25 protein-coding genes are annotated in these 25,727 nt (G+C 68.1%); 6 read left to right on the top strand and 19 right to left on the bottom strand.

Translation table 11 applies throughout. The features are described from left to right. Positions 1-98: 98 nt before the first annotated feature. The 16 genes from catA to NFC98_RS16030 all read right to left on the bottom strand — a co-directional run bounded on the left by catA (position 99) and on the right by NFC98_RS16030 (position 16,586). The gene (gene catA, locus NFC98_RS15955) at positions 99-1,073 is read right to left on the bottom strand and encodes a catechol 1,2-dioxygenase (RefSeq protein ID WP_254275893.1); all 975 of its coding nucleotides are present in this window, start codon (positions 1,071-1,073) and stop codon (positions 99-101) included. 516 nt (positions 1,074-1,589) lie between these two features. Beyond that, positions 1,590-2,063: a MaoC/PaaZ C-terminal domain-containing protein gene (locus tag NFC98_RS15960; RefSeq protein ID WP_367948968.1), complete on the bottom strand. Its 474-nt coding sequence runs from the start codon at positions 2,061-2,063 to the stop codon at positions 1,590-1,592. A gap of 89 nt (positions 2,064-2,152) precedes the next feature. Then, entirely contained in the window at positions 2,153-3,187 is a 1,035-nt protein-coding gene (locus NFC98_RS15965; RefSeq protein ID WP_254275895.1) for a zinc-binding dehydrogenase, read from the bottom strand. Positions 3,188-3,201: 14 nt separating this feature from the next. Continuing rightward, positions 3,202-4,404, bottom strand: a complete 1,203-nt coding sequence (gene pcaF / locus NFC98_RS15970; protein WP_254275896.1) for a 3-oxoadipyl-CoA thiolase — start codon at positions 4,402-4,404, stop codon at positions 3,202-3,204. Between the two features lie 27 nt (positions 4,405-4,431). Beyond that, the gene (locus NFC98_RS15975) at positions 4,432-5,415 is read right to left on the bottom strand and encodes a branched-chain amino acid ABC transporter permease (RefSeq protein WP_254275897.1); all 984 of its coding nucleotides are present in this window, start codon (positions 5,413-5,415) and stop codon (positions 4,432-4,434) included. Positions 5,416-5,417: 2 nt separating this feature from the next. Beyond that, positions 5,418-6,305 carry a branched-chain amino acid ABC transporter permease gene (locus tag NFC98_RS15980; RefSeq protein ID WP_254275898.1) on the bottom strand — a complete coding sequence of 296 codons (888 nt, stop codon included), beginning with the start codon at positions 6,303-6,305 and terminating at the stop codon, positions 5,418-5,420. Between the two features lie 26 nt (positions 6,306-6,331). Continuing rightward, positions 6,332-7,078: an ABC transporter ATP-binding protein gene (locus NFC98_RS15985; RefSeq protein ID WP_254275899.1), complete on the bottom strand. Its 747-nt coding sequence runs from the start codon at positions 7,076-7,078 to the stop codon at positions 6,332-6,334. Continuing rightward, positions 7,075-7,848 (bottom strand): ABC transporter ATP-binding protein, encoded by a 774-nt coding sequence (locus tag NFC98_RS15990; protein ID WP_183331940.1) that lies wholly within the window; start codon positions 7,846-7,848, stop codon positions 7,075-7,077. The genes NFC98_RS15985 and NFC98_RS15990 overlap by 4 nt, the downstream gene beginning before the upstream one ends. 67 nt (positions 7,849-7,915) lie before the next feature. Further along, positions 7,916-9,433, bottom strand: coding sequence for a 3-hydroxyacyl-CoA dehydrogenase (locus tag NFC98_RS15995; protein ID WP_254275900.1), 1,518 nt, complete (start codon positions 9,431-9,433; stop codon positions 7,916-7,918). A gap of 106 nt (positions 9,434-9,539) precedes the next feature. Further along, complete coding sequence (locus tag NFC98_RS16000) at positions 9,540-10,484, bottom strand: electron transfer flavoprotein subunit alpha/FixB family protein (RefSeq protein WP_254275901.1); 945 nt, start codon at positions 10,482-10,484, stop codon at positions 9,540-9,542. After that, on the bottom strand, positions 10,481-11,257 hold the full coding sequence (locus tag NFC98_RS16005; protein WP_254275902.1) for an electron transfer flavoprotein subunit beta/FixA family protein: 777 nt from the start codon (positions 11,255-11,257) through the stop codon (positions 10,481-10,483). The genes NFC98_RS16000 and NFC98_RS16005 overlap by 4 nt, the downstream gene beginning before the upstream one ends. A 44-nt stretch (positions 11,258-11,301) precedes the next feature. After that, positions 11,302-12,483 (bottom strand): acyl-CoA dehydrogenase, encoded by a 1,182-nt coding sequence (locus NFC98_RS16010; RefSeq protein ID WP_086511950.1) that lies wholly within the window; start codon positions 12,481-12,483, stop codon positions 11,302-11,304. Positions 12,484-12,525: 42 nt separating this feature from the next. After that, the gene (locus tag NFC98_RS16015; protein ID WP_254275903.1) at positions 12,526-13,668 is read right to left on the bottom strand and encodes an acyl-CoA dehydrogenase family protein; all 1,143 of its coding nucleotides are present in this window, start codon (positions 13,666-13,668) and stop codon (positions 12,526-12,528) included. A gap of 9 nt (positions 13,669-13,677) precedes the next feature. After that, positions 13,678-14,874: an acyl-CoA dehydrogenase family protein gene (locus NFC98_RS16020; RefSeq protein WP_254275904.1), complete on the bottom strand. Its 1,197-nt coding sequence runs from the start codon at positions 14,872-14,874 to the stop codon at positions 13,678-13,680. Next, positions 14,871-15,767, bottom strand: coding sequence for an enoyl-CoA hydratase/isomerase family protein (locus NFC98_RS16025; RefSeq protein WP_254275905.1), 897 nt, complete (start codon positions 15,765-15,767; stop codon positions 14,871-14,873). Before NFC98_RS16025 ends, NFC98_RS16020 begins: the two co-directional genes overlap by 4 nt. A gap of 45 nt (positions 15,768-15,812) precedes the next feature. Beyond that, a complete protein-coding gene (locus NFC98_RS16030; RefSeq protein WP_254275906.1) occupies positions 15,813-16,586 on the bottom strand; it encodes an enoyl-CoA hydratase in 774 nt (257 codons plus the stop codon). A 284-nt stretch (positions 16,587-16,870) separates the two neighbouring features. Here NFC98_RS16030 and NFC98_RS16035 point away from each other — a divergent pair, with 284 nt between their 5' ends. The 6 genes from NFC98_RS16035 (at position 16,871) to NFC98_RS16060 (ending at position 23,234) form a co-directional block, all read left to right on the top strand. Continuing rightward, positions 16,871-18,472 (top strand): AMP-binding protein, encoded by a 1,602-nt coding sequence (locus tag NFC98_RS16035; protein ID WP_254275907.1) that lies wholly within the window; start codon positions 16,871-16,873, stop codon positions 18,470-18,472. Positions 18,473-18,513: 41 nt separating this feature from the next. Next, entirely contained in the window at positions 18,514-19,281 is a 768-nt protein-coding gene (locus NFC98_RS16040) for an SDR family NAD(P)-dependent oxidoreductase (RefSeq protein ID WP_254275908.1), read from the top strand. A gap of 46 nt (positions 19,282-19,327) precedes the next feature. Beyond that, positions 19,328-20,104 (top strand): enoyl-CoA hydratase-related protein, encoded by a 777-nt coding sequence (locus NFC98_RS16045; protein WP_254275909.1) that lies wholly within the window; start codon positions 19,328-19,330, stop codon positions 20,102-20,104. 100 nt (positions 20,105-20,204) lie between these two features. Continuing rightward, positions 20,205-21,344 carry a cyclohexanecarboxyl-CoA dehydrogenase gene (gene aliB, locus NFC98_RS16050; protein ID WP_254275910.1) on the top strand — a complete coding sequence of 380 codons (1,140 nt, stop codon included), beginning with the start codon at positions 20,205-20,207 and terminating at the stop codon, positions 21,342-21,344. A gap of 71 nt (positions 21,345-21,415) precedes the next feature. Beyond that, the gene (locus NFC98_RS16055; RefSeq protein WP_254275911.1) at positions 21,416-21,913 is read left to right on the top strand and encodes a MarR family winged helix-turn-helix transcriptional regulator; all 498 of its coding nucleotides are present in this window, start codon (positions 21,416-21,418) and stop codon (positions 21,911-21,913) included. A gap of 112 nt (positions 21,914-22,025) precedes the next feature. Next, a complete protein-coding gene (locus tag NFC98_RS16060) occupies positions 22,026-23,234 on the top strand; it encodes an ABC transporter substrate-binding protein (RefSeq protein WP_254277862.1) in 1,209 nt (402 codons plus the stop codon). Between the two features lie 72 nt (positions 23,235-23,306). Here the strand turns inward: NFC98_RS16060 and NFC98_RS16065 are convergent, their stop codons facing one another. The 3 genes from NFC98_RS16065 to NFC98_RS16075 all read right to left on the bottom strand — a co-directional run bounded on the left by NFC98_RS16065 (position 23,307) and on the right by NFC98_RS16075 (position 25,685). Continuing rightward, positions 23,307-23,699: an Hsp20/alpha crystallin family protein gene (locus tag NFC98_RS16065; RefSeq protein WP_254275912.1), complete on the bottom strand. Its 393-nt coding sequence runs from the start codon at positions 23,697-23,699 to the stop codon at positions 23,307-23,309. 47 nt (positions 23,700-23,746) lie between these two features. After that, a complete protein-coding gene (locus NFC98_RS16070) occupies positions 23,747-24,196 on the bottom strand; it encodes an Hsp20/alpha crystallin family protein (protein WP_254275913.1) in 450 nt (149 codons plus the stop codon). 238 nt (positions 24,197-24,434) lie between these two features. After that, positions 24,435-25,685 carry a benzoate/H(+) symporter BenE family transporter gene (locus tag NFC98_RS16075; protein ID WP_254275914.1) on the bottom strand — a complete coding sequence of 417 codons (1,251 nt, stop codon included), beginning with the start codon at positions 25,683-25,685 and terminating at the stop codon, positions 24,435-24,437. Positions 25,686-25,727 lie beyond the last annotated feature (42 nt).

A 25,727-nucleotide genomic window follows, 5' to 3' on the forward strand; every position in this document is an offset into this window, starting at 1 on the left:
TCCCCCTACCCATGGCGGCGAGGCCGCCATGGCGAGACGTGCATTGTGAGAATCCGGGGGGCGTCGGCCGGTGGCCGACGCGGGGTCAGGGCCGGGCCTCAGACCTTGGCGGTGCCGGCCAGCTGGCTGTGCTGGTCCTGCTCGTCTTCCTTGGCGCGCGGACGGGCGTGGCGGGTCTGCAGCTCGGCCACGTCGGTCCTGGCCAGCTCGATGTCGAACACCACCTCGGAGAAGGGGCCGTCCAGCTCGCGCTGGGCGATCACGTCCTGGGCCTCGATGCGCTCGGCCGGCACCACCAGCTCCTCGCGGGTGGCGAAGGCGAAGTCATCGAAGGTGTAGGGGTCGCCCGCCAGGTTGATCTGGGTGGTCAGGTGCTGGTGGCCCGGCGCGGAGATGAAGTAGTGGATGTGCGCCGGACGCTCGCCGTGGCGGCCCAGGGACTTCAGCACCACGTCGGTGGGGGCGCCTTCCGGCACGCCGTAGCCGGACGGGATGATGCTGCGCGCGGTGTAGCGGCCTTCCGCGTCGGTAAAGATGGTGCGACGCAGGTTGTACTCGGACTGGGTCGGGTCGAAGAAGGAGTAGCCGCCCTTGGAGTTGGCGTGCCAGATCTCGACCTTGGCGCCGGCGATCGGGGTGCCGTCGACGTCACGCACCTGGCCGGTCAACCACATGGTCTCGCCATCCGGGTCCTTCCCGTCGTCCATGCGCGCGAAGCCCTCGGCTTCCGGGGCGCCGGCGACATACAGCGGGCCCTCGATGGTGCGCGGGGTGCCGCCGACGCGCTTGGCCTCGGCGTCGATGGCGTCCTGGCGCATGTCCAGGTAGTGGTCGAAGCCCAGGCCCGGCGAGAGCAGGCCGAACTGGGTCTGGCCGCCCAGGGCGTTGAGCATGCTGACGGCGGACCAGTACTCCTCGGGGGTGACGTCGAAGTCGTCGATCAGCTTGAACAGGTCGGAGAGCAGGCGGTGCATGATCTGCTTGCTGCGCTCGTTGCCACCTTCCTGGTCGAAGCCGGCGACGGTCTTCAGGAAATCCTGGACGTCGGGGGTATCAAAGATCTTCACGGTCATGGTGGGTCATCTCCTCGTCGTTGTCGTTGTGCCCTGCGCTGCGTCAGGGGGAGTGCAAGGCCATGGTGTGGGCGGCTCTGGTGTCCGCTTCTACTGGATGTCGAGGGGATTCTGGCGCTCGCCGCAAGAGGCAACCAATATCGAATGGGTACCCCGCCATACCTCAGGGGTATCGGGCTGCCCGACCGGGCAGGTCAGTGCCCCGCCACGGCCGACGGCAAAAAACCCATGATTTACCAATGCATTAACCGAAAGCTTCGTGTCTCAGGTGGCACCTGCCACCGGCTGCCGCGTCAGGAGACCGCCATGCCGGCGGCGAAGGAGGGTCAGAAGGGGGGATCGCCAGCGCTCCGGGGGCGCCGGCGGGGCGAAAGCTCACGCTGAATCAACCGGGCACCGCCGGAACATTGCGACAAAAGCATAATGGCCGATGACGCCGACAAAAAAGGCGACGGGGTTGTCCGTCGCCAAGCCACCGGTCGCGCGCGACCGATCGAGAGAGAGGGATAGTAGGGCTCAGCTCGCGATGGAGATGGCCGGCAGGGTCGGCTTCGGTACCGAGAGCTTCTCGGTGGGGGCGATCACCTTCGCCTCCCCGACGACCACCTGAGCGCCGTGCTGATTGCGAACCTCGCAGCCTAGCACCACGCGATTCCGGGGCTCCTTCCTGACCACGGTCAGCATGATGCTCAGGGTGTCGCCCAGCCTGACCGGACGCTTGAAGGCCAGGCTCTGCTCCAGGTAGATGGTGCCGGGGCCGGGCATTACGGTGGCGAGCGCCCCGGAGATCAGCGAGCCGCTCCACATGCCGTGGGCGATGCGCTCCTTGAACATGGTTTCCGCAGCGAAGTCGGCATCCAGGTGCAGGGGGTTCACGTCGCCGGAAACGGCCGCGAACAGCACCAGCTCGTCGCGGGTCAGGGTCCTAGTAAAGGTGGCGGCATCGCCCTCCTTCAATTCGTCGTAGGTAATATTGTCGAGGGTCGTCAGGGTAGCGCTCATCGCGGGCTCCGGTAATCAGGGGGTGAGTAGGCTCGGGGTGAAAAGCAGGGCGGTCTCTGGCGTGGTGCCCGCGGGGGTCAGTGCCCCATCTCCAGCCCCACCTTGCCCATCCGACTCCCCGACTCGAGGCGATCCAGCGCATCGTGAATGGCCTCCAGCGGATAGACGCTGTCGATGACGGGGGTGATCCCGTGGCGCTCCACGTAGGAGAGCAGCTCCCGGAACTCCGCAGCGTTGCCGCTGGTGGAGCCGATGATCTGCAACTGGCGAATGAAGAGACGCCTGATATCCGCCGAGGGCTGGTCCCCCGAGGTCGCCCCGCAGGTCACCAGGCGCCCGCCGCGCACCAGCGACTTCATGGCCGAGGCCCAGACGGCCTCGCCAACGTTCTCGACCACCACGTCCACGCCGCGGCCGTCGGTAAGCGCCATGACGCGTCGAGCCACCTCCTCGGTACTGCCGTTGATCGCCTCGTGGGCGCCCAGCGTCAGGGCCCGCTGAAGCTTCTCGTCCTCCCGGGAGGTGACGATCACCCTGGCGCCGATGCTGGCGGCCAACTGCATGGCGGCCAGCGACACACCGCCGCCCACCCCGAACACCAGCACGGTCTCCCAGGGCTTCAGCTGCGCCCGGGTGAAGAGCATCCGCCAGGCGGTGAGGTAGTTGACCCCCAGGGCCGCGGCCTGCACAAAGTCCAGGTGCGCGGGCATGGGGAAGAGGTTCTCCACTGGCACGCTGAGCCACTGGGCGAAGGTGCCGTCCACATGCTCGCCCATCAGCTTCATGCGGGTGCAGAGCACGTCGTCGCCCCGCTGGCAGAACTCGCACCGCCCGCAGATCAGGTTGGGAAAGACCACCACCCGCTGGCCCGCCGCCAGGCGCGTCTCGCCCTCCTCGATGGCCTCCACCACGCCAGCGCCGTCCAGCCCCATCACCAGCGGCAGCTCGTGGGTGATGCCCGCGCCGCTGTTACGCATGTAGAGATCGACCTGATTGAGGGTGCCCGCCTCCAGGCGCACCAGCGCCTCGCCCGGCCGTCGCCGGGGCCGTTCGCCCTGCCTGACCTCGACCACCTCATTGCCACCGTGGCCGGTAATCACGACGGTCTTCATGGTCTCCTGCATGGCTAGGTCCTCTCCAGCAGCGTGGCGATGCCCTGCCCAACGCCCACGCACATGGTGCACAGGGCGTAGCGCTTGCCGCTCTGCTGCAGCTCATGGGCCGCGGTCAGCAGCAGGCGGGCACCGGACATGCCCAGCGGGTGGCCGAGCGCGATGGCACCGCCGTTGGGGTTGACCCGCGGGTCGTCGTCGGCGATCCCCAGCTCGCGCATACAGGCCAGCGCCTGGGCGGCGAAGGCCTCGTTGAGCTCGATCACGTCGATCTCGTCCAGCGACACGCCGGTGCGCGCCAGCAGCTTCTGCACCGCGGGCACCGGACCGATGCCCATGATGCGCGGCTCGACGCCGGCGGTGGCCATGCCGAGGATCTTCGCCATGGGGGTGAGGCCGTGCGTCTCCACCGCGGCGGCGCTTGCCACCAGCATGGCGGCGGCGCCGTCGTTGACCCCGGAGGCGTTGCCGGCGGTGACGCTGCCGCCCTCGCGGAAGGGCGCCGGCAGGGCGGCGAGCTTCTCGAGGGTGGTCGCGCGCAGGTGCTCGTCCTGGTCGAAGCGCAGCGGTTCCTGCTTGCGGCGCGGAATCTCGATGGCGGTGATCTCCAGCGCGAAGCGGCCGGCGGCCTGGGCGGCGGCGGCCTTCTGCTGGGAGCGCAGGGCGAAGGCGTCCTGATCCTCGCGAGAGATCTTGAACTGCTCGGCCACGTTCTCGGCGGTCTCCGGCATGGACTCGACGCCATAGGCCGGCTTCATCAGCGGGTTGATGAAGCGCCAGCCGATGGTGGTGTCCTCGATCTTCTGGCCCCGGGAGAAGGCGCTGTCGGCCTTGCCCATCACGTAGGGGGCGCGGGACATGGACTCCACGCCGCCGGCCAGCGCCAGCTCCATCTCACCGGCCCTGATGGCGCGGAAGGCAGTGCCCACCGCGTCCATGCCGGAGCCGCACAGGCGGTTCAGGGTGGTGCCGGGGATGGATACCGGCAGGCCCGCCAGCAGCGACGCCATGCGCGCCACGTTGCGGTTGTCTTCGCCGGCCTGGTTGGCACAGCCCATGAACACGTCGTCGATGGTGGCCGGATCGAGACCCGGCGCCTCGGCCAGCACCGCCTTGACGATGGCGGCCGCCAGGTCGTCGGGGCGCACACTCGAGAGGGTACCGCCGAAACGGCCCACGGCGCTGCGCCGCGGATGACAGAGGTAGACACTATTCATAACTAGCACCAAGTTATTCACGGCAATTTATTTAAAGTTCTTGCGGTAGGACTTGAGGATCTCGCCGACGATGCCGCTGCGGAAGCTCAGCACGCAGATCACGAAGATCACCCCGAGGATCGGCCCCACCCAGTTGCCCAGCGGCGACTGGGCCAGCAGGTGCTGCAGGCTGACCACGATGCCCGCGCCCACCACCGGACCGAACAGGGTGCCCACTCCGCCCAGCAGGGTCATCAGGATCACCTCGCCAGACATGTGCCAGTGGGCGTCGGTCAGCGAGGCCAGCTGGAACACCACCGTCTTGGTGGAGCCGGCAAGGCCCGCGAGGCCCGCGGAGAGCACGAAGGCCACCCACTTGTAGGCGTCGACGTTGTAGCCCAGCGACACCGCCCGCGGCTCGTTCTCGCGGATCGCCTTGAGCACCTGGCCGTAGGGCGAGTGCACGGCACGCTGCTTCAGGGCGAAGCCGAGCAGGAAGATGGCGAACACGAAGTAGTACATCACCAGGGTGTTGCCCAGGCTGATCACACCGAACAGATCGCCCCGCGGCACCCCGTGCAGGCCGTCCTCCCCGCCGGTGAAGGGCGACTGGAGGAAGATGAAGTAGACCAGCTGGGAGAGCGCAAGGGTGATCATGGCGAAGTAGATGCCCTGGCGGCGGATCGCCACGGCACCGAATACCGCACCGAGCGCCACGGCGGCCAGGGTCCCGGCGAGGATGCCCAGCTCCGGGGTGAGCGCCGGGTGGCTCGACAGCAGGTAGCCGGTGATGTAGCCGCCGGTGGCCAGGAAGGCGGCGTGGCCGAAGGAGAGCAGCCCCGCGTAGCCGAGCAGCAGGTTGAAGGCGCAGGCGAACAGCGCAAAGCACAGCACCTTCATCAGGAACACCGGGTAGGCCACGAAGGGCGCCACCAGGCCGATGACGATCAGCACCAGGTAGAAGACGTTGCGGCGCATGTCGGCGCGGCGCTGGCGCTTCATGGACGGCGTCAGGGTCTGGGTCGCGGACATGGTCATGCCTCCTTGCCGAACAGGCCGGCGGGTCGGGTCAGCAGCACCAGGATCATCACCAGGAAGATCACGGTGTTGGCCGCCTCGGGGTAGTACACCTTGGTCAGGCCCTCGATCAGGCCCATGCCGAGGCCGGTGAGCACGGCGCCGAGGATCGAGCCCATGCCGCCGATCACCACCACGGCGAAGACCACGATCAGCAGGTTGGAGCCCATGGTGGGCGACACCGGGTAGAGCGGTGCGGCCAGCACCCCGGCGAAGGCGGCCAGCGCCACGCCGAAGCCGTAGGTCAGGGTGATCAGCAGCGGCACGTTGACGCCGAAGGCCTGCATCAGCGCCGGGTTCTCGGTGCCGGCACGCAGGTAGGCGCCGAGCCGGGTACGCTCGATCATGTACCAGGTGAACAGGCACACCACGATGGCCGCCACCAGCACCCAGGCGCGGTAGGTGGGCAGGAACATGAAGCCCGTCTGGAAGCCGCCCTGCAGCGCCTCGGGGGTCGGGTAGCGAGCCCCGGAGACACCGAAGAAGTTGACCAGGGTTCCCTCGAAGATCAGCGCCAGGCCGAAGGTCAGCAGCAGGCCGTAGAGGTGATCCAGGTGGGCGATGCGACGCAGCAGCACGCGCTCGATCAGCATGCCGAACAGGCCGACGAAGAGCGGCGCCAGCAGCAGCGCCGCCCAGTAATTGATGCCCAGGTAGCGCATGCCGAGCAGGGTGATGAAGGCCCCCAGCATGTACATGGCGCCGTGGGCGAAGTTGACGATCTTCAGCAGGCCGAAGATCACCGCCAGGCCCAGGCTCAGCAGGGCATAGAAGGCGCCGTTGATCAGGCCCAGCAGCAGCTGCCCCATGAACACTGCCAGGGGCACCCCGAATATCATCGTCATGTCGAAAGTCTCCTATTAGAGCCGGCTCACACGCCTAGCAGGGTGTGCAGATGCTCGCGTCGGCTCGGCAGCTCGGCCGCCGAGATCTCCTCGACGATCAGGCCGTGATCCATCACGAAGTGGCGGTCGGCCAGCGGCGCGGCGAAGCGGAAGTTCTGCTCCACCAGCACGATGGTCATCCCCCGTTCCTTGAGCTTGACCAGCACCTGGCCAAGCGTCTGGACGATGACCGGCGCCAGCCCCTCGGTGATCTCGTCGAGCAGCAGCAGCCGCGCCCCGGTGCGCAGGATCCGCGCCATGGCCAGCATCTGCTGCTCGCCCCCGGAGAGCCGCGTGCCCTGACTGCGGCGCCGCTCGTAGAGGTTGGGAAACATCTCGTAGATCTCGTCGATCGACATCCCGCCGGAGCGCACCGTGGGTGGCAGCAGCAGGTTCTCCTCGACGTCGAGGCTGGCGAAGATCCCGCGCTCCTCGGGGCAGTAGCCGATCCCCAGCCGCGGGATGCGGTGCGCCTTCATGTCGAGGGTCTCGGTGCCGTTGATCATGATCGAGCCGGTACGCCGGCCGACCATGTTCATGATCGCCTTGAGGGTGGTGCTGCGCCCGGCGCCGTTGCGCCCCAGCAGCGTCACCAGCTCCCCGCGCTTCACGTCGAAGTCGACGCCGTGGAGGATGTGCGACTCGCCGTAGAAGGCGTGCAGGTCGCGCACGCGCAGCATCTCGGCGCCGTCGCGGTCCTGGTACTCCATCAGGCTCTCGGCTGGCTGGTTCATGCGCTGGCCTCCTCTTCCGCCGCTTCGCTGCCCATGTAGGCCTCCTTGACCCGCGGGTCGGCGGAGACCGTGGCGTAGTCGCCCTCGGCCAACACCGCACCGCGCGCCAGCACGGTGATGCGGTCGCACAGCCGGCTCACCACGCTGAGGTTGTGCTCCACCATCAGCACGGTGCGCCCGCGGGCCACCCGGCGGATCAGCTCGACGATGCGGTCGACGTCCTCGGCGCCCATGCCCTGGGTCGGCTCGTCGAGCAGCATCATGGTGGGGTCCATGGCCAGGGTGGTGGCCACCTCCAGCGCCCGCTTGCGCCCGTAGGGCATCTCCACGGTGAGCACGTCGGCATACTCCCGCAGGCCCACCTCCTCGAGCAGCTCGATGGCGCGGTCGTTGAGGTGGTCGAGGGTGCGTTCGGACTTCCAGAAGTGGAAGGAGGTGCCCATGGGCCGCTGCAGGGCCACGCGCACGTTCTCCATGGCGGTCATGTGGCCGAACACCGCGGAGATCTGGAAGGAGCGCACCAGGCCCAGGCGGGCGATCTCGTTGGCCTTCATGCCGGTGATCGGCTTGCCGCGGTAGAGGATCTCACCGCGGGTGGGCGGCAGGAACTTGGTGAGCAGGTTGAAGACCGTGGTCTTGCCTGCCCCGTTGGGGCCGATCAGGGCGTGGATATGCCCCTCCTGGACCTGCAGGTTGACATCGTCCACGGCGGTGAAGCCGCGGAATTCCTTGGTCAACCCGCGAGTTTCCAGTATGTACTCATCTGCCATATTGATTCCCTTGTCGTTGTTGATAATCAGGCAGCGGGTGCAAAGGGGCGCCACCGGGCACCCGGTGTCATAGTGACTCGCATAGAGGAAGTCCCAGCGCGATGCGCTGCTTCAGCCAGGGGCTGACGCGATAGCGTGGCTCGCCATAGTGGTCGTGGAGACAGCCGAGCACCCGGGCGAAGGTCTGTGGCCCGAAGCGCTCGCCGAAGGCCAGCGGGCCCTGCGGGTAGCCCAGCGCCAGCTTGACGGCACGGTCCAGGGTGGCCGGCTCGGCCACGCCGCGGCGCACGATCTCGCTGCCGATATTGACCATGAAGGCGAGGATGCGCTGGGCCACGAAACCCGGCGAGTCGTGGATCACCTCCACCGGCACCCCATCGGCGCCGAGGGCCGCACTCGCCTGGGCCAGCACCGCCTCGTCGATGGCGGGGTGGCGCATCAGCACCCGGCAGGCGTCGAAGCCGGCCAGGGTCTCCAGCGCCAGGGTGCGCTCCGCCGGCAGGCCCCGCTCGGCGATGGTCTCGCTGACCGTCGCCCCCATGGGCGTCACCAGGCAGATGGCCTCCGCCGAGGGGGCCGCGCCCTCCTCCAGCCGCGATCCGGCCTTCTTGGCCAGGCGGGCGATGCGCTCACGCCACTCGGGCTCCCGGCGATCCAGCCAGAAGGGGCGCGTGACGGGGACCGCCGGCGGCGGCACGACGTCCGGCTCGAGCCGTTTTCCCTGTGCGTAGCGGTAGAACCCCTCGCCGCTCTTGCGCCCCAGCAGGCCGGCGGCAATGCGCCGCGGCACCTGCCAGGAGGGCGTGTAGTAGGGGTCGTCATAGAACTGGCGGTAGACCGACTCCATCACTGCATGGGTCACATCGAGGCCGATCAGGTCCAGCAGCTCGAAGGGCCCCATGCGGAAACCCAGGGAGAGGCTGAGGATGCGGTCGATCTGCGCCGGTGTGGCGATCCCCTCGTCCAGCAGCCTCAGCGCCTCGGGGACGTAGGCGCGCCCGGCGTGGTTGACCAGGAACCCGGGGGTGTCCGGGGTCAGCGCCGGGAAGTGGCCGGCCTCCCGGGCCAGCCGCTCGAGCCGCGCGATCACCTCGGGACGGGTCAGCTCGCCGCGCACCACCTCGACGATCTTCATCAGCGGCACGGGGTTGAAGAAGTGGTAGCCCGCGACCCGCTCGGGGTGGCGGCAGGCGCTGGCGAGGCGCGTCACCGACAGCGACGAGGTATTGCTGGCCAGTATCGCCTCGTGGGAGACCACCTCCTCCAGCTGGCGCAGCAGCGCCTGCTTGGCCTCCAGGTTCTCGACGATCGCCTCGATCACCAGGTCGCACTCGGCGAGCCCGGCCAGGCCATCGCTTTGGTGGATGCGGGCAAGCGTCGCGTCCCGCTCTTCCGCCGAGAGGCGCCCCTTGGCCACCGAGCGCTCCAGCAGCTCGCCGATGAACCCCAGGGCTTCCTCGATGGCCCCTTCACGGCTGTCATGCAGCCACACCTCGTGGCCCGCCACGGCGAACAGCTGGACGATGCCGCGTCCCATCACGCCGCTGCCGACGACGCCGATCCTCTCCTTCGCTGACTCCGCCATGCCTCACCTCCTTAGAGCTTGCTCTCGAGTTCCGGCAGCGCCTGGAAGAGATCCGCGACGAGGCCGCAGATCATGGAGAGCGCCACCGGGAAGATCCCGATCTTCCTTACAGCTTGCTTTCCAACTCGGGCAGCGCCTCGAAGAGATCGGCGACCAATCCATAGTCCGCGACCTGGAAGATCGGCGCCTCCTCGTCCTTGTTGATGGCGACGATCACCTTGGAGTCCTTCATGCCGGCCAGGTGCTGGATGGCACCCGAGATGCCTACGGCGATGTAGAGCTCGGGGGCGACGATCTTGCCGGTCTGGCCCACCTGCATGTCGTTGGGCACGAAGCCGGCGTCCACCGCGGCGCGCGAGGCCCCGATGGCCGCGCCCAGCTTGTCGGCGATGCCGTCGAGCAGCGTGAAGTTCTCGCCGTTGCCCATGCCGCGGCCACCGGAGATCACCACCCGGGCGGCACCCAGCTCGGGGCGGTCGGACTTGGCCAGCGCCTCCTTGAGGAAGGTGGACTGGGTGTTGTCGGCCACGAAGTCCACGGCTTCCACGCTGGCGGCGCCGCTTTCGCTTTCCGCCACCGCATCGAAGCCGGTGGTGCGCACGGTGATCACCTTGAGGATGTCCTCGCTCTGCACCGTGGCGATGGCGTTGCCGGCGTAGATCGGGCGCTTGAAGGTGTCCGGAGACGCCACCGCGATGATCTCGGAGATCTGGGCGACGTCGCGCAGCGCCGCCACGCGGGGCAACACGTTCTTGCCGGTGGTGGAGGCGGCCGCCAGCAGGTGGGTGTAGTCGCCGGCCAGCTCGTTGAGCAGCGCCGCGGTGGGCTCGGCCAGCAGGTGGGCGTAGGCGGCGTGGTCGGCCACACGCACGCGGGAGACGCCGTCCAGCCTGGCGGCGGCCTCGGCGATGGCGGCCACATTCTCGCCTGCCACCAGCACGTCGATATCGCCGCCACTCTCTTTGACAATCTGCTGGGCGGCCGCCACCACATGGGCGGTGGCGCCGGCCAGGGCGCCGTCGTGATGTTCGGCCAGGATCAGGATGCTCATGCGACCACCTTCGCTTCGTTCTTGAGTTTGTCGACCAGCTCGTCCACGGAGCCCACCTTGATGCCGCCCTGGCGCTCGGCCGGCGGCTCGACCTTGAGCAGCTTGACCCGGCTGGCGACCGAGATGCCCAGCTCCGCCGGGGTCGTGACGGAAAGCGGCTTCTTCTTGGCCTTCATGATGTCCGGCAGCTTGGCGTAGCGCGGCTCGTTCAGGCGCAGGTCGGTGGTGACGATGGCGGGCAGGGTCAGCTCGACGGTCTGCAGGCCGCCGTCGACCTCGCGGGTGACCTGGAGCCGCGGCTCATCACCTTCGCCCTCGACACTGATTGCGGAGGCGAAGGTGCCCTGGGGCAGGCCGGTGAGGGCGGCGAGCATCTGGCCGGTCTGGTTGTTGTCGGTGTCGATGGCCTGCTTGCCGAGGATCACCAGGCCCGGCTGCTCCTCTTCCACCAGCCTGGCCAGCGCCTTGGCGGCGCCCAGCGACTCGACGCGCTCGTCGGCCTCGGCTGACGTATCGATATGAATGGCCCGGTCGGCGCCCAGCGCCAGGGCGGTGCGCAGCTGCTCCTGGGCGGCCTTGGGGCCGATGGTCACGGCGACCACCTCGGTGGCAATGCCCCTTTCCTTCAGGCGCACCGCCTCTTCCACGGCGATCTCGCAGAAGGGGTTCAGGGCCATCTTGACGTTGGTGAGGTCGACGTCGGAGTGATCCGGCTTGACCCGGATCTTGACGTTGTAATCGATGACGCGCTTGACCGCGACGAGGACTTTCATGGCGTATCTCCCTTAGCTTGTTGTTGGGTGCGCCGAGTCGGGGCTCAGCAGAAGGCCTGGAGGCCGGTCTGGGCACGACCGAGAATCAGCGCGTGGACGTCGTGGGTCCCCTCGTAGGTGTTCACCACCTCGAGGTTGACCAGGTGGCGCGCCACCCCGAACTCGTCGCTGATGCCGTTGCCGCCCAGCATGTCGCGGGCCAGGCGGGCGATATCCAGCGCCTTGCCGCAGCTGTTGCGCTTCATGATCGAGGTGATCTCCACCGCGGCGGTACCCTCGTCCTTCATGCGCCCCAGGCGCAGGCAGCCCTGCAGGGCCAGGCAGATATCGGTCTGCATGTCGGCCAGCTTCTTCTGGATCAGCTGGTTGGCGGCCAGCGGCCGACCGAACTGCTGACGGTCCAGGGTGTACTGGCGCGCGGTGTGCCAGCAGTCCTCGGCGGCACCCAGCGCCCCCCAACTGATGCCGTAGCGCGCCGAGTTGAGACAGGTGAAGGGACCCTTGAGGCCGCGCACCTCGGGGAACATGTTCTCCTCGGGCACGAAGACGCTGTCCATGACGATCTCGCCGGTGATCGAGGCGCGCAGCCCCACCTTGCCGTGGATCGCCGGGGCGGAGAGCCCCTCCCAGCCCTTCTCCAGCACGAAGCCGCGGATATCGCCCTCGTCGTCCTTGGCCCACACCACGAAGACATCGGCGATGGGGCTGTTGGTGATCCACATCTTGCTGCCGGTGAGGCGATAGCCGCCGTCGACCCGGCGGGCGCGGGTCACCATGGCGCCGGGGTCGGAGCCGTGGTTGGGCTCGGTGAGGCCGAAGCAGCCGATCCACTCGCCGCTGGCGAGCTTGGGCAGGTACTTCTGCCTGGTGGCCTCGTTGCCGAATGCGTTGATCGGCACCATCACCAGGGAGGACTGCACGCTCATCATGGAGCGGTAGCCGGAGTCGACGCGCTCGATCTCCCGGGCGATCAGCCCGTAGCAGACGTAGTTGAGGCCGCTACCGCCATACTGCTCGGGGATGGTGGCGCCGAGCAGGCCGGTCTCGCCCATCTCGCGGAAGATGGCCGGGTCGGTCTGCTCGTGGCGGAAGGCCTCCAGCACGCGGGGGGCGAGCTTGTCGGCGGCGAACTGGGCAGCGCTCTGCTGCACCATGCGCTCCTCTTCGGTGAGCTGCTGGTCGAGGAGCAGCGGGTCTTGCCAGTGGAAGGCGGGGTTCTGGGACATGGCGAAGGTTCCTGTCGTTGTCGTTAGGGGCGCAGACCAGCGTCAGCTGGCCTCGAGAAGGTCGGCGTAGGCCTTGAGGTGACGGTCGTCATCGCCGAAGCGGTGGCCGAGCATCACCAGATGGCGGGCATGATGGGCGAGGCTGTACTCCCAGGTCATGCCGATACCGCCGTGGAGCTGGATCGCCTCTTCGGCGATGAACTGGGCCGCGCGCTTGACCACGTGCTGGGCGGCGATCAGCTGTCGGCTGCGCTCGAGGCTTGCCGGCGCGTCGGCCACGCAGGCGGCGAGGATGGTCATGGAGGTGGCCAGCTCCAGCTCGGTGGTCATGTCCACCATGCGGTGCTGGAGCACCTGGAAGCGGCCGATGGGCTTGCCGAACTGCTGGCGGGTCTTGAGGTAGTCCAGGGTCAGCTCGCAGGCCTGCTGCATGCTGCCCACCGCCTCGGCGCACTGGGCCGCCATGGCGCGCCCCAGCTGGTGGTCCAGGGCCTCGAAGGCGGAGCCGCCCGCGCCCAGCAGGGCGTCATCGGCCAGCATCACACCATCGAGGGTCAGGTCGCAGGCCCAGGGGCCCGCCATGGTGGGATAGGCGCGGCGCTGCACGCCCTCCGCGGCCGGGTCGACCAGGAACAGCGAGAGGCCGTCGCACTCGCCGGGCTCGCCCGCCGTGCGCGCCAGCACCAGCACCTTGTGGGCGGCCTGGCCGCCGATCACCACCGACTTGCGGCCCGAGAGCCGCCAGCCGTCGGCAACGCGCTCGGCGCGGGTCTCGGTCCACTCGGGCCGATAGTGGGTGCGCGGCTCCTCGCTGGCCACCGCGAGCCGCAGTTCGCCGGCGGCCAGGGCCGGCAGCAGCGCCTCGCGCTGGGCCTCGCTGCCCAGCGCCTGCACCAGGCCCCCGCCGAGGATCTGCGACTCCAGGTAGGGCTCCAGGCAGAGGCCGCGGCCGAGCTCCTGCATCACTACCAGGTTCTCGACGCCGCTGCCGCTCATGCCGCCATGGGCCTCGTCGATGGGCACCGCCAGCACGCCAAGCTCGGCCAGCTGGGCCTGGAAGGTCTCGCTGAAGCCCGGCTCACTGCGCTGCACCTGGTCGCGCTGCTCGAAGCCGTAGTGCTCCCTGACCAGCCGGGCCAGCATGTCCTGCAGCATCTGCTGCTCGTCACTGAAGGAAAAGTCCATGGTGGTCTCCTATAAGCCCAGCTGGGCCTTCGCCAGGATGTTCTTCTGGATCTCGTTGGAGCCGCCGTAGATCGACAGCTTGCGCAGGTTCAGGTACTGGGCGGCCGGCGCCACGCTGTAGTCGGCGTGCAGCGGCTCGCCGTCATGCTCGAGCTGCATCTCTTCGGCCAGGAAGGGCAGGGCGTGGGGCCCCAGCACCCGCCGGGCGAGATCGCTGATCGCCTGGCGGATCTCGGAGCCGGTGATCTTGAGGATCGAGCTCTCCGCCCCCGGCACCCCGCCGGCCTGGGCGCGCGCGAGGATGCGCAGGGTGCTCATCTCCACCGCCATCAGGCGCATCTCCACCTCGGCGATGCGCTGCCGCAGCAGGGGGTCCTCCAGCGCCGGGCGACCGTCGATCACCTCCTGGCGGGCGATCGCCTTGAGGTGGGCCAGGGCCGCCTTGGAGATGCCGATGCCGGCCTGGCCAGTGCGCTCGTGGGTCAGCAGGTACTTGGCGCAGGTCCAGCCGTCGTTCTCCTCGCCCACCAGGTTCGCCACCGGCACCCGGACGTTGTCGAAGAACACCTCGTTGACCTCATGGGCGCCGTCCAGGGTGATGATCGGCCGCACCGAGATGCCGGGGCTCTCCATGTCGATCAGCAGGAAGGAGATGCCCGCCTGGGGCTTGGCCTCCGGGTCGGTGCGCACCAGGCAGAAGATCCAGTTGGCGTGCTGGCCCAGGGTGGTCCAGGTCTTCTGCCCATTGACGATGTAGTGGTCGCCCTCGCGCACCGCCCGGGTCTTCACCGCGGCCAGGTCGGAGCCGGCGCCGGGCTCGGAGTAGCCCTGGCACCACCAGTCCGTGCCGTCGAGGATGCGCGGCAGGTAGTGGGCCTTCTGCTCGGGGGTGCCGAACCTGATGATCACCGGCGCCACCATGTTGACACCGAAGGAGATCAGCCGCGGCGCACCCGCCGCCGCGCACTCCTCCTCGAAGATATGCTTCTCCACCACGCTCCAGCCTGTGCCGCCGTGCTCTACTGGCCAGTTGGCGGCGTACCAGCCGCGGCGGTGAAGGATCGCCTGCCAGCGCTGATGATCCTGCTTGGTGAGCTTCTTGCCGAGCCGCACCTTGGCGGCGATATCGGCAGGCAGTTCGTCCGCCAGGAAGGCCCTGACCTCATCGCGGAAGGCCAGCTCCTGTTCGCTGAAATGGATATTCATGCGGTGGTCCCTCTTGTGTTGTCTCCGCCGCCGTCGACATTGAGCGAGCGGCTGTCGCGGCCGCGCGCCAGGAAGGCCTCGACCTTGGCCTGGCGCTGGGGTGAGGCCAGGCACTCCAGGAAGAGCTCGCGCTCGCGGGCGAGCGCCTTGTCGAAGGGGTGGCGCATGGCCGCCTCCAGGGCCTCGACGGCCTTGAGGGGGGCCAGGTCGCCCGAAGCGGGCAGCGCCAGCGCCTCGCGCTGGGCGACCAGCCACGCGAGCGGCGCCTCCCCGGTAGCGACGAGCTCACGCTCCCGCGTGGGGCGCACGCCCTGCCCGGCCAGCTCCGCCGCCATAGCGAGGCGCGCCGCCTCGGGGGTATGCCCCTGGTCCGCCACGCCATCCACCAGCCCCAGTTCATGGGCCTGTCGGGCACCGATGGGCTCCCCGGAGAGGATCATCTCGAGGGCCGCCTCCAGCCCGATGAGGCGCGGCAGGCGCTGGGTGCCGCCGGCGCCGGGAATCAGCCCCAGCTTGACCTCCGGGAGGCCGAAGCGCGCATCGGGCGCAGCGAGGCGGTAGTGGCAGGCCATGGCCAGCTCCAGCCCGCCCCCCAGGGAGACGCCGTGGAGCCAGGCCACCACGGGCTTGGACGAGCTCTCGATGGCATCGATCACCTCGGGCAGCACCGGGGACTGGGGCGGCTTGCCGAACTCCTTGATATCGGCGCCGGCGGAGAAGCAACGGCCACCGGACTGCAGCAGGATCCACTCCACCCGGGGGTCCTCCAGGGCGTCGGCCAGGGCTGCCACGAGCCCCGACCGGACGGCCTGGCTCAGGGCATTCACCGGCGGGCTGAAGAGCGTGATCAGGCCGCAGCTCTCATGTCGGGTCAGGGTGACGGGGTTGCACATGGCGCTTTCTCTCCCGGTGGTTGTTGTCGGCCGAGCCAGGGGGGCTCAGCGATGCCGCCAGACCGGCGGGCGTTTCTCGATGAAGGCCTGCATGCCCTCCTTCTGGTCCTCGGTGGCGAAGCTGGCGTGCAGCAGCCGGCGCTCGAAGCGCACGCCCTCGGCCAGGGTGGTCTCCTGGGCCCGCTCGACGGCCTCCTTGTTGAGCCGCACCGCCACCGCGGACATCGAGGCGATCTGGGCCGCCGCGGTCATCGCCTCGTCCAGCAGCCGCTCCGCCGGCACCACCCGGCTCACCAGGCCGCTGCGCTCGGCCTCGTCGGCCGCCATCAGGCGCCCGGTCAGGCACAGGTCCATGGCCTTGGCCTTGCCGATGGCGCGGGTCAGCCGCTGGGTGCCGCCGGCGCCGGGCAGGGTGCCCACCTTGATCTCGGGCTGGCCGAAGCGGGCCGTGTCGGCGGCGATGATCAGGTCGCACATCATGGCCAGCTCGCAGCCGCCGCCCAGGGCCATCCCGGCCACCGCGGCGATCACCGGCTTGCGGCAGCGAGTCACCTCCTCCCAGTCACGGGTGATGAGGTCCGAGAGATAGGCCTCGGAGAAGGTCAGCGACTGGATCTCCTTGATGTCGGCCCCGGCGGCGAAGACCCGCTCCCCGCCGGTGATGACCATGGCGCCGATGGCGTCGTCCTGTTCGAAGGCGCGCAGCGCGCCGCCCAGCTCGCGCATCAGCGCCCCGTTCAGGGCGTTGTGGGCGTCGGGTCGGTGGAGGGTGATCACACCGACGGCGCCCGTGCGCTCGACTCGCAGATTCTCGTACATGGATGCCTCCAGAGTGCCGTGGCCGGAAGGGCTCCCCGGCGCGATTCATGACAGCGTGTTGTCGCATCACTCGGCCCGGACCCGGCCCGATCTGGACTCGAGTCTAGCCAGCCTCAAAATAAAAGACAATGTATTGACATAATTTTTATCCTAGCCTAACTTTCCCCAAGGCGGCCGGCGATGGCGGCGCCTTTTTATCAAACGAGAATATGACCAAAAACAACTCACTTTCAGGAGCTTGCATGCCAATCCATACGAATCTGACGCCCGAGCGCAGAAAATCCATGGTCGAGCTAGGTGCCTGGAATGACAAGATCATTACAGACTATCTGGACGAGGCGGTGGCCTCCGCCGGGGACAAGGCCGCCATCATCACCTACCGCATGGCAGACGGCAGCCGCGTGGAACTGAGCTACCGCGAGCTGAACGAGAAGGTCACTCGCATCGCGGCGGGACTGGCGGAGCTGGGGGTAAGAAAGGGCGATATCGTCTCCTGCCAGCTGCCCAACTGGTGGCAGATGACCGCGCTGCATCTGGCCTGCGTGCGCATCGGCGCCGTGCTCAACCCGCTGATGCCGATCTTCCGCGAGCATGAGCTCGAGTTCATGCTGGGCATGGCCGAGAGCAAGGTGCTGGTGGTACCCCAGACCTTCCGCAAGTTCGACCACGGCGCCATGGCCCATGAACTCAAGCGCTCGCTGCCCAAGCTGGCGCATGTGCTGGTGATCGGCAGCGAGGGGGAGGACAGCTTCGAGCGGGTGCTGCTGGAACGCGCCTGGGAAACCGAAACCGATACCGCCGCCCTGTTCCGGGAGCGTCGCCCGTCGGGAGACGACGTGGTGCAGATCCTCTACACCTCCGGCACCACCGGGAAGCCCAAGGGGGTGATGCACACCTCCAACACCCTGTTCAGCCATATCCGCCCCTTCGCCGAGCGCCTGGCACTCGGCGCGACGGACACCGTCTTCATGCCCTCCCCGCTGGCCCACCAGCTGGGCTTCCTCTATGGCCTGATGCTGCCCGTCTATCTCAAGGCCAGCGTGGTGCTCCAGGACACCTGGCTGCCGGAAGAGGCCGTGGCCATCATCCGTGCCGAACGGCCCAGCCTGATGCTCGGCTCGACCCCTTTCCTGGCCGATATCGCCGAGCAGGCCATCGAGCACGGCCCGGACCTGCAGTCGCTGACGCTCTTCCTGTGTGCCGGCGCCCCGATCCCCAGCCCCCTGGTGGAGAAGGCCGCCCAGAACCTGCCGACGCGCATCCTCTCCGCCTGGGGCATGACCGAGAACGGCGCGGTGACCACCACCCTGCCCGGAGACGACCCGGAGCGTGCCGTGCATACCGACGGCGTGCCGCTGCCCCATATCGAGCTCAAGGTCACCGACATGGAGGGCAACCCCCTGCCCGCCGGCCAGGAGGGCCCGCTCTATATGCGCGGCGCCAGCCTCTTCGTCGGCTACTTCAAGCAGCCGGAGCTCTACGGGGTGGATGACGAGGGCTGGTTCCCCACCGGCGACCTGGCGCGCCTCGACGAGCAGGGGTATGTGCGCATCACCGGACGCTCCAAGGACGTGGTGATCCGCGGCGGCGAGAACATTCCCATCGTCGATATCGAGAACACCCTCTATCAGCACCCGAAGATCCAGACCCTGGCCCTGGTGGGCAAGCCCGACGAGCGCCTCGGCGAGCGGCTGTGCGCCTACGTGACCCTCAAGGAGGGCGAGGAGTCGCTGACCCTCGAGGAGATCTGCGCCTTCCTGACCGAGCGCAAGGTGACCCGCCAGTACCAGCCGGAATTCCTGGAGGTGCTCGACGAACTGCCGCGCACCCCCTCCGGCAAGATCCAGAAATTCAAGCTTCGCGAGCAGCCCCTGCAGGGCGCCTGAAACAGAAACCCTATTCCCCACTACCCGAGCGGAGAGATGACATGAAAGGACTTGAGAACAGAACCGTGATCGTGACCGGCGGCGGCGGCGGCATCGGCCAGGCCGTGTGCAAGCGCTTCGCCGAGCATGGCGCCAGGGTGGCGGTGCTCGACCGCGATGAGGCCGCGGCCCAGGCCACCGTAGAGCTGATCACCGAGGCCGGCGGCACGGCCCGGGCCTACGCCGCCGACATCACCGACTACGCCGCCATCGTCAGCACCGTGGCGAGCATCGAGCAGGATCTCGGCACCCCCACCGTGCTGGTCAACAACGCCGGCTTCGACCGCTTCATGCCCTTCCTCAAGACCGAGCCGGCCATGTGGGAGTCGCTGATCGCCGTCAACCTGACCGGGGCACTCAACATGCACCACGTGGTGCTGCCGAAGATGGTCGAGGCCGGCGGCGGCCGGGTGATCAACATCGCCTCCGACGCGGCCCGCGTCGGCTCCTCCGGCGAGGCGGTCTACGCCGCCTGCAAGGCCGGCATGCTGGGCCTGAGCAAGACGCTGGCCCGGGAGCTCGCCAGCAAGAACGTCACCCTCAACGTGGTCTGCCCCGGCCCCACCGATACCGCCCTGCTCAAGGACGTGGCCGATACCGCCCGCGATCCGGAGAAGCTCCTCGAGGCCTTCCGCAACGCCGTGCCCATGCGCCGCATCGGCCAGCCCGAGGACTACCCCGGGATCATCACCCTGCTCGCCAGCGACGAGGCCAGCTTCATCACCGGCCAGGTGATCAGCGTCTCCGGCGGCCTGACCATGGCCGGCTAAGCGCCTCCCACGTCCTTTACCCGCAGCGAATTCCAGGAGCTCAGCGATGAACTACGAAGATATCCTCTATGACGTCACCGATGGGGTGGCCACCATCACCATCAATCGCGCCGACCGCTACAACGCCTTCCGCGGCCAGACCTGCATGGAGCTGCTCGACGCCTTCAACCGCGCCGGCTGGGACAAGTCCATCGGCGTGATCGTGCTGACCGGCGCCGGCGACAAGGCGTTCTGTACCGGCGGCGACCAGGGCGCCCACGAGGGGCAGTACGACGGGCGCGGCATCATCGGCCTGCCGGTGGAGGAGCTGCAGACCCTGATCCGCCAGGTGCCCAAGCCGGTCATTGCCCGGGTCAACGGCTTCGCCATCGGCGGCGGCCATGTGCTGCACGTGGTGTGCGACCTCTCCATCGCCTCCGAGACCGCCATCTTCGGCCAGGTGGGCCCCAAGGTGGGCTCCGTGGACCCCGGCTTCGGCACCGCCTATCTCTCCCGCGTCATCGGCGAGAAGCGCGCCCGCGAGATCTGGTACCTGTGCCGCAAGTACACCGCCCAGCAGGCGCTGGAGTGGGGCCTGGTCAACGCCGTGGTGCCGCCCGAGCAGCTCGACGAGGAGGTCCGCAAGTGGTGTGACGAGATCCTCGAGAAGAGCCCCACCGCCCTCTCCATCGCCAAGCGCTCCTTCAATGCCGACAGCGAGAACATCGCCGGCATCGGCGGCCTGGGCATGCAGGCGCTGAGCCTCTACTACGACACCGAGGAGTCGAAGGAAGGGGTCGCGGCCTTCAAGGAGAAGCGCAAGCCGGATTTTCGAAAGTTCTAGCTCCGCAAGTATTACAACCGCTGATGCAGGTTCAGCACTGACGATAGGCGCCGCCGCCCCAGCGGGCCGGCGGCCTCCCCCAGAGAGGATGGAGACGGCCATGAACTTTGCCTTTACCGAACAACAGGACGCCATTCGCGAGAGCGTGGCCAAGCTGTCCGCCGACATGCTGGCCCCCCGCTACCGCCAGCGCGAGGAAGAGGCGCTCATCGAGCGCGAGATCGTCGAGATGCTCGGCGAGATGGGCTGCCTGGGCGGCGAACTGCCCGAGGAGTATGGCGGCAGCGGCCTGGACTGCGTGACCAGCGGCGTGATCATCGAGGAGATCGCCCGCGGCGACTTCAACGTCGGCTACCTGCCGCTGCTCGCCTCGCTGAACGGCCAGATCATCGCCCAGCATGCGCGCCCCGAGCTGGCCCGGGAGTGGCTCGCCGGCATCACCTCCGGCAAGAAGATCTGCTGCATCGCCCTGACCGAGCCCCACGGCGGCAGTGACGCCGCCAACCTTAAGCTGAAGGCCACCCGCGAGGGCGACCACTTCGTGCTCAACGGCGAGAAGACCTCCATCTCCATGGCCGACCAGGCCGACGTGGCAGTGGTCTTCGCCCGCACCGGCACCCAGGAGCAGCGCGCCAGCGGCATCAGCGCCTTCCTGGTGCCCATGGACCTCCCCGGCATCACCACCAGCCGTTTCGAGGATTCCGGCCAGCGCGCCATTGGCCGCGGCTCGATTTTCTTCGACAATGTGGCCGTGCCCGCCGATCACATGCTTGGCGAGGAGGGCCAGGGCTTCAAGCAGGTGATGCAGGGTTTCGACTACAGCCGCGCGCTGATCGGCCTGCAGTGCCTGGCGGTGGCCCAGCAGTCGCTGGACGAGACCTGGCAGTGGCTCACCGAGCGCGAGGCCTTCGGCCAGCCGCTGGCAGCGTTCCAGGGGCTGACCCACCCGCTGGCCGAGTACCAGACCTACGTCCAGGCCGCTCGCCTGCAGTGCTACTACGCCCTGTGGCTGAAGGACAACGACCTGCCCCACACGGCCGAGGCGGCCATGAACAAGTGGTGGGGCCCCAAGCTCGCCTTCGACGTGATCAAGCAGTGCATGCTGGCCCACGGCCACACCGGCTGGGGCGAGGACCTGCCCTTCTCGCAGCGCATGCGCGACGTGCTGGGGCTGCAGATCGGCGACGGCACCGCCCAGATCATGAAGAACATCATTGCGCGCCAGTCGGTACCCCGGTGAATGCCATCGTCGGGGCCTGGGGCTCCGCCCACCACCCGGCGCCGCCGCTTTCCGACAAAGGAGTGCTACCCATGGCTGCCCAGGACGACAGAAGCGTCGCCAACCGCCTGTTCTTCCGCCTCTTCCAGGCAAGCAACATCCTGCAGAAGCAGACGGTGAGCGCCGTGGGACTGACCACGGTGCAGTGGGCGGTGCTGGGGGCGCTCTCACGCCGCGGCTACGAGGGGGGCATCGCCTTCAACGACCTGGTCGAGTACCTGATCGTCAGCCGCCAGAGCCTGGACGGCGTGCTCAAGCGGCTCGAGCGGGAAGGCCACGTGCAGCGCATCCCCCACCCCGACGACGGCCGCGCCCGGCTGATCCTGCTTACCGACCAGGGGCGCGCCTACTGGGAGAGCCTGCAGCCGCAGATCCATGACTTCTACGCCCAGGGCCTCAAGAGCCTGGGCTTCGACGAGACGGTCAGCCTGCTGCACTACCTCAACAAGCTCCAGAAGGACCTGGAGGCCATCCAACCCATCACATCCCAGGAGGAAATTCCCTCAACCGAGGGCACCATCGACACCTGACCGCTCAGCCGGCGCCTGCCGGCTAATTCCTCAACACCCCGAGTCACAACAACAACGGCCTCGCCGCTTCCGGTGAGGCAAGGGAGAACTCATGTCCAGACAACGTCACCCCATGCTCAAGACCACCGCCCTGACCCTCGGCGCCGCCCTGCTGGCCGGTGTCGGCAGCGCCCAGGCCGAGATCTCCGACGGCGCCATTCGCCTCGGCTACCTGGCCGACATGTCGGGCCCCTATCGCGACCTGGCCGGCCCCGGCGGCCTTGAGGCCATGCGCATGGCCATCGAGGAGCACGGCGGCTCGATCCACGGCGCCCCCATCGAAGTATTCAGTGCCGACGACCGTAACAGCGCCGACGTGGGCGCCAACACGGTGCGCGAGTGGATCGACCAGCGCGACGTCGATATGGTCGGCGGCCTGGTGGCCTCCTCGGTGACCATCGCCGCCACCCGCCTGCTCGCCGACCATGACCGCATCGCCATGGTCTCCGGCGCCGCCGCGCTCGGCATCACCAACGAGCACTGCAGCCCCAACCATATCCAGTGGGTCTACGACACCCACGCCATGTCTAACGGCACGGCGCGAGCCATCGTCGACGAAGGCGGCGAGCGCTGGTTCATCATCTCCGCCGACTACGCCTTCGGCCACTCCCTGGAGGAGGAAGTCTCCAACGTGGTCACCGAGATGGGCGGCGAGGTGGTCGGCACGGTGCGCCACCCGCTCAACAGCAACGACTTCTCCTCGTTCGTCCTGCAGGCCCAGGGCTCCGGGGCGCAGATCGTCGGCCTGGCCAACGCCGGCGCGGACACCGTCAATGCCATCAGCACCGCGGGCCAGTTCGGGCTGGTGGAGTCCGGCCAGACGCTGGCCGGACTGATGGTCTTCCTCAACGACATCCACGCCCTCGGGCTCGAGACCACCCAGGGCATGCAGCTGACCACCGGCTGGTACTGGGACATGAACGACGAGGCGCGGGAGTGGGCCCAGCGCTACTACGAGCGCATGGGCAGCATGCCCACCATGGTGCAGGCCGGCGTCTACTCCAGCACCCTGCACTACCTCAACGCCATCGAGGCCACCGGCAGCGATGACGCCGGCACCGTGCGTGCCTGGATGGGCGAGAACCCGGTCAATGACATCTTCACCACCAACGGCGTAATCCGCGAGGATGGTCGCATGGTCCACGACATGTACCTGGTGGAGGTGAAGTCGCCCGAGGAGTCCGAGGGCGAGTGGGACCTCTACCGCGTGCTGCGCACCATTCCCGGGGAGCTGGCCTTCCAGTCCCTGGAGAAGAGCCGCTGCCCGCTGATCACCCCCTGAGACAAGAGGCAGTAGGCAAGAGGGGGGCGCGGCCAGCCGGCCGCGCCCCCTTGCGTTGTGGCCGAGCACTGCTCAGGCCGCCTGCACCTCGATGCGCCGCCGGCGGTGCGTGTCGCGCCGCGGCAGCGTCAGGTGGACGACGCCACTGTCGATCCGTGCGCTGATCGCCTCGCTGTCGATCTCGTGGCTGAGGGTGAAGCGCCTCGCGTAGCGCTGGGCGCGCACCTCGGCGTAGAGCGGGCTCAGCCCTTCGGGCATCGGGATCGCCACCTCGCCTTCCAGGATGAGCACGCCGTTGTCCACCTCGATGGCCAGCGAGTCGCGGGTCACGCCGGGAATGTCGGCGATGATGTGCACGGCATCGTTCTCCTCGTGGATATCCACCGCCGGCAGCAGCGTCTCCTCCCGGCGCTTCTCCCCGGCAGAGCGGGGGAAGTCGGCGTCCTGACGGGTGATCTCGTTCATCTTTCTCACCTCCTTCGGTCTCGAAACGCGGTACTCGCGGGGCGGACTCAGGCCGCTTGCACCTCGATGCGCCGCGGCTTGAGCTCATCGCGCTTGGGCAGCACGATCTCGCACACGCCGTCCCGGAAACGCGCTTCGGCCCGATCGATGTCGAGCCCCTCAGGCAGCGCCACCGCTCGCCGGAAGTCGCCATGGAAGCGCTCCTGGCGGAAGCGCGTGCGCGCTTCATCGCCCGTGGGCGCCTCACGGCGACCGGCCACGGTTAGCACGTTGTCCTGCAGGCTCACCTCCAGGTCCTCGGCCCCGAGCCCCGGCACGAAGACGTAGACGCGCACCGCCTCGTCGGTGCGCCCGACGTTGATCGGCGGGAAGCTGCCGGACGGCACCGAGCGGATATCGGCCGCTCCGCCTCCGGGGAACATCTCGTCGAACAGTTGGCGAACCCACTCCATGCCCTGGGCGCGGGCCGGATCCAGGCCCCTGAGATCTCCGAACATATCGAACACCTCCTTCGCTTCAACAGCCAGATGACGGGACGGGGCCGAGCGGCGCGAGGCCGACAGGGCCCCATGATCTGCAAGATAGGTACGGTCGACCCGGTTTCAAGGTGTCGGAAGCGACGTCTCGAGCGCCGCCGGCGTTGATACGAGGCCCAGCCACCAGGCAAGCAAAAAGGGCCCGTATCGCCGAAGCGGATACGGGCCAAGGAGGATCGATTGACAGCCGCTGGCCGGCTCAGTCGGCCGGCTGCTTCTTAAGGGGATGGGCGTTGCTGGCGAACTCGAAGTCCTTGGTCTCGAAGATCATCGAGACCACCACCCCCAGCACCAGGGCCCAGAAGGTGGCGCCGATATCCAGGATCTGGATGCCCGAGGCGGCGATCAGGAAGGCGAACAGCGCGCCCATCTCGTGCTTCCTGCCGGAGAAGGCGATGGCCATGGCAGAGGTGATCACCCGCATCAGGGCCAGGCCGGCGATGATGGCGATGAAGTAGCGCGGCGTGGCCTCCAGCAGACTCACCACGTAGCCGTAGAAGGGGGCCGCCACCACGAAGATGGCGCCGGCCACCACCGCGGCGACCCAGCGCTTCTCATGGGTGCCCGCCTCGGGCGAGGAGCAGATGCCGGTCATGGGCGCGGCGATACAGGTGCTGTGCAGGTTGAAGAAGGCCGAGACCATGGTGCCGATGCCGCCCACGGCGGTGATGCCGTTGGCCGGCACCTCCTTGTAGCCCATGCCCTTGATCAGGCCGACGCCGGCCGGGGTCTCCATGCCCACCAGGATGATCGCCAGCGGCAGGCCATAGGCCAGGAAGGCGTTCAGGGTGAACTGGGGCATGATGAACTCGGGGAAGCGGATGGTGGCCTGGACGCCCGAGAGGTCCACCCCGGTGGCCATCAGGTAGATGACCCCGGCCAGCATGGAGACGATCAGTGGCGGCACCTTGCGCAGCAGCCGGGCCGAGAGGAAGAAGGCCAGGATCATGACGGTCGCCGGCACGATGGCATTCTCCAGCGGGCGCACCATGTTGAGGCCGAAGCTGAGCAGCATGCCGGCCACCATGCCCATGACGATGGGCATGGGCATCAGGCGCATGACGATGCCCATGACGCCCGATAGCCCCGCCACCAGCGAGATGGCCCCGGCGATCAGGGTCGCCCCCAGCGCCGCCTCCAGGCCCACCACGGGGATCACCGCGGCGAACATCAGCGCGCCGGGGATGGAGTTGGCCATGGGCATCGGCAGCCGGTAGTAGGCCGGCATGAAGATGCCGAACAGGCCGTTGATCATCAGGTAGCTGATGACCCAGATCATGATGAAGGAGGAGTCGAGCCCGGCGGCGGTGCCGGCACTGATGTGCACGACGCCGACGCTGAGCCCCAGGATACCCGCGACCAGGCCAGTACTGGCGTTGTCGACGTTGAGGTCGCGAAGGAAGTCTTTTGGCGCGTGCCGCAGGCTCACGCCCTTCTCGATATGCTTCACGGTGAGCTCCAGGGGGGTGATGTTGTCGTTGGTATTGTGTCG

The organism is Halomonas sp. 3H (assembly GCF_024206005.1).
In the GTDB taxonomy this organism is placed as follows: Bacteria; Pseudomonadota; Gammaproteobacteria; order Pseudomonadales; family Halomonadaceae; genus Halomonas; species Halomonas campaniensis.

What these genes read in the sequence shown, in the direction of transcription:
- catA (WP_254275893.1), bottom strand. Translation starts at nt 1,073, where the DNA reads ATGACCGTGAAGATCTTTGATACCCCCGACGTCCAGGATTTCCTGAAG.
- NFC98_RS15965 (WP_254275895.1), bottom strand. Translation starts at nt 3,187, where the DNA reads ATGAAGACCGTCGTGATTACCGGCCACGGTGGCAATGAGGTGGTCGAG.
- pcaF (WP_254275896.1), bottom strand. Translation starts at nt 4,404, where the DNA reads ATGAATAGTGTCTACCTCTGTCATCCGCGGCGCAGCGCCGTGGGCCGT.
- NFC98_RS15975 (WP_254275897.1), bottom strand. Translation starts at nt 5,415, where the DNA reads ATGTCCGCGACCCAGACCCTGACGCCGTCCATGAAGCGCCAGCGCCGC.
- NFC98_RS15980 (WP_254275898.1), bottom strand. Translation starts at nt 6,305, where the DNA reads ATGACGATGATATTCGGGGTGCCCCTGGCAGTGTTCATGGGGCAGCTG.
- NFC98_RS15985 (WP_254275899.1), bottom strand. Translation starts at nt 7,078, where the DNA reads ATGAACCAGCCAGCCGAGAGCCTGATGGAGTACCAGGACCGCGACGGC.
- NFC98_RS15990 (WP_183331940.1), bottom strand. Translation starts at nt 7,848, where the DNA reads ATGGCAGATGAGTACATACTGGAAACTCGCGGGTTGACCAAGGAATTC.
- NFC98_RS15995 (WP_254275900.1), bottom strand. Translation starts at nt 9,433, where the DNA reads ATGGCGGAGTCAGCGAAGGAGAGGATCGGCGTCGTCGGCAGCGGCGTG.
- NFC98_RS16000 (WP_254275901.1), bottom strand. Translation starts at nt 10,484, where the DNA reads ATGAGCATCCTGATCCTGGCCGAACATCACGACGGCGCCCTGGCCGGC.
- NFC98_RS16005 (WP_254275902.1), bottom strand. Translation starts at nt 11,257, where the DNA reads ATGAAAGTCCTCGTCGCGGTCAAGCGCGTCATCGATTACAACGTCAAG.
- NFC98_RS16010 (WP_086511950.1), bottom strand. Translation starts at nt 12,483, where the DNA reads ATGTCCCAGAACCCCGCCTTCCACTGGCAAGACCCGCTGCTCCTCGAC.
- NFC98_RS16015 (WP_254275903.1), bottom strand. Translation starts at nt 13,668, where the DNA reads ATGGACTTTTCCTTCAGTGACGAGCAGCAGATGCTGCAGGACATGCTG.
- NFC98_RS16020 (WP_254275904.1), bottom strand. Translation starts at nt 14,874, where the DNA reads ATGAATATCCATTTCAGCGAACAGGAGCTGGCCTTCCGCGATGAGGTC.
- NFC98_RS16025 (WP_254275905.1), bottom strand. Translation starts at nt 15,767, where the DNA reads ATGTGCAACCCCGTCACCCTGACCCGACATGAGAGCTGCGGCCTGATC.
- NFC98_RS16030 (WP_254275906.1), bottom strand. Translation starts at nt 16,586, where the DNA reads ATGTACGAGAATCTGCGAGTCGAGCGCACGGGCGCCGTCGGTGTGATC.
- NFC98_RS16035 (WP_254275907.1), top strand. Translation starts at nt 16,871, where the DNA reads ATGGTCGAGCTAGGTGCCTGGAATGACAAGATCATTACAGACTATCTG.
- NFC98_RS16040 (WP_254275908.1), top strand. Translation starts at nt 18,514, where the DNA reads ATGAAAGGACTTGAGAACAGAACCGTGATCGTGACCGGCGGCGGCGGC.
- NFC98_RS16045 (WP_254275909.1), top strand. Translation starts at nt 19,328, where the DNA reads ATGAACTACGAAGATATCCTCTATGACGTCACCGATGGGGTGGCCACC.
- aliB (WP_254275910.1), top strand. Translation starts at nt 20,205, where the DNA reads ATGAACTTTGCCTTTACCGAACAACAGGACGCCATTCGCGAGAGCGTG.
- NFC98_RS16055 (WP_254275911.1), top strand. Translation starts at nt 21,416, where the DNA reads ATGGCTGCCCAGGACGACAGAAGCGTCGCCAACCGCCTGTTCTTCCGC.
- NFC98_RS16060 (WP_254277862.1), top strand. Translation starts at nt 22,026, where the DNA reads ATGCTCAAGACCACCGCCCTGACCCTCGGCGCCGCCCTGCTGGCCGGT.
- NFC98_RS16065 (WP_254275912.1), bottom strand. Translation starts at nt 23,699, where the DNA reads ATGAACGAGATCACCCGTCAGGACGCCGACTTCCCCCGCTCTGCCGGG.
- NFC98_RS16070 (WP_254275913.1), bottom strand. Translation starts at nt 24,196, where the DNA reads ATGTTCGGAGATCTCAGGGGCCTGGATCCGGCCCGCGCCCAGGGCATG.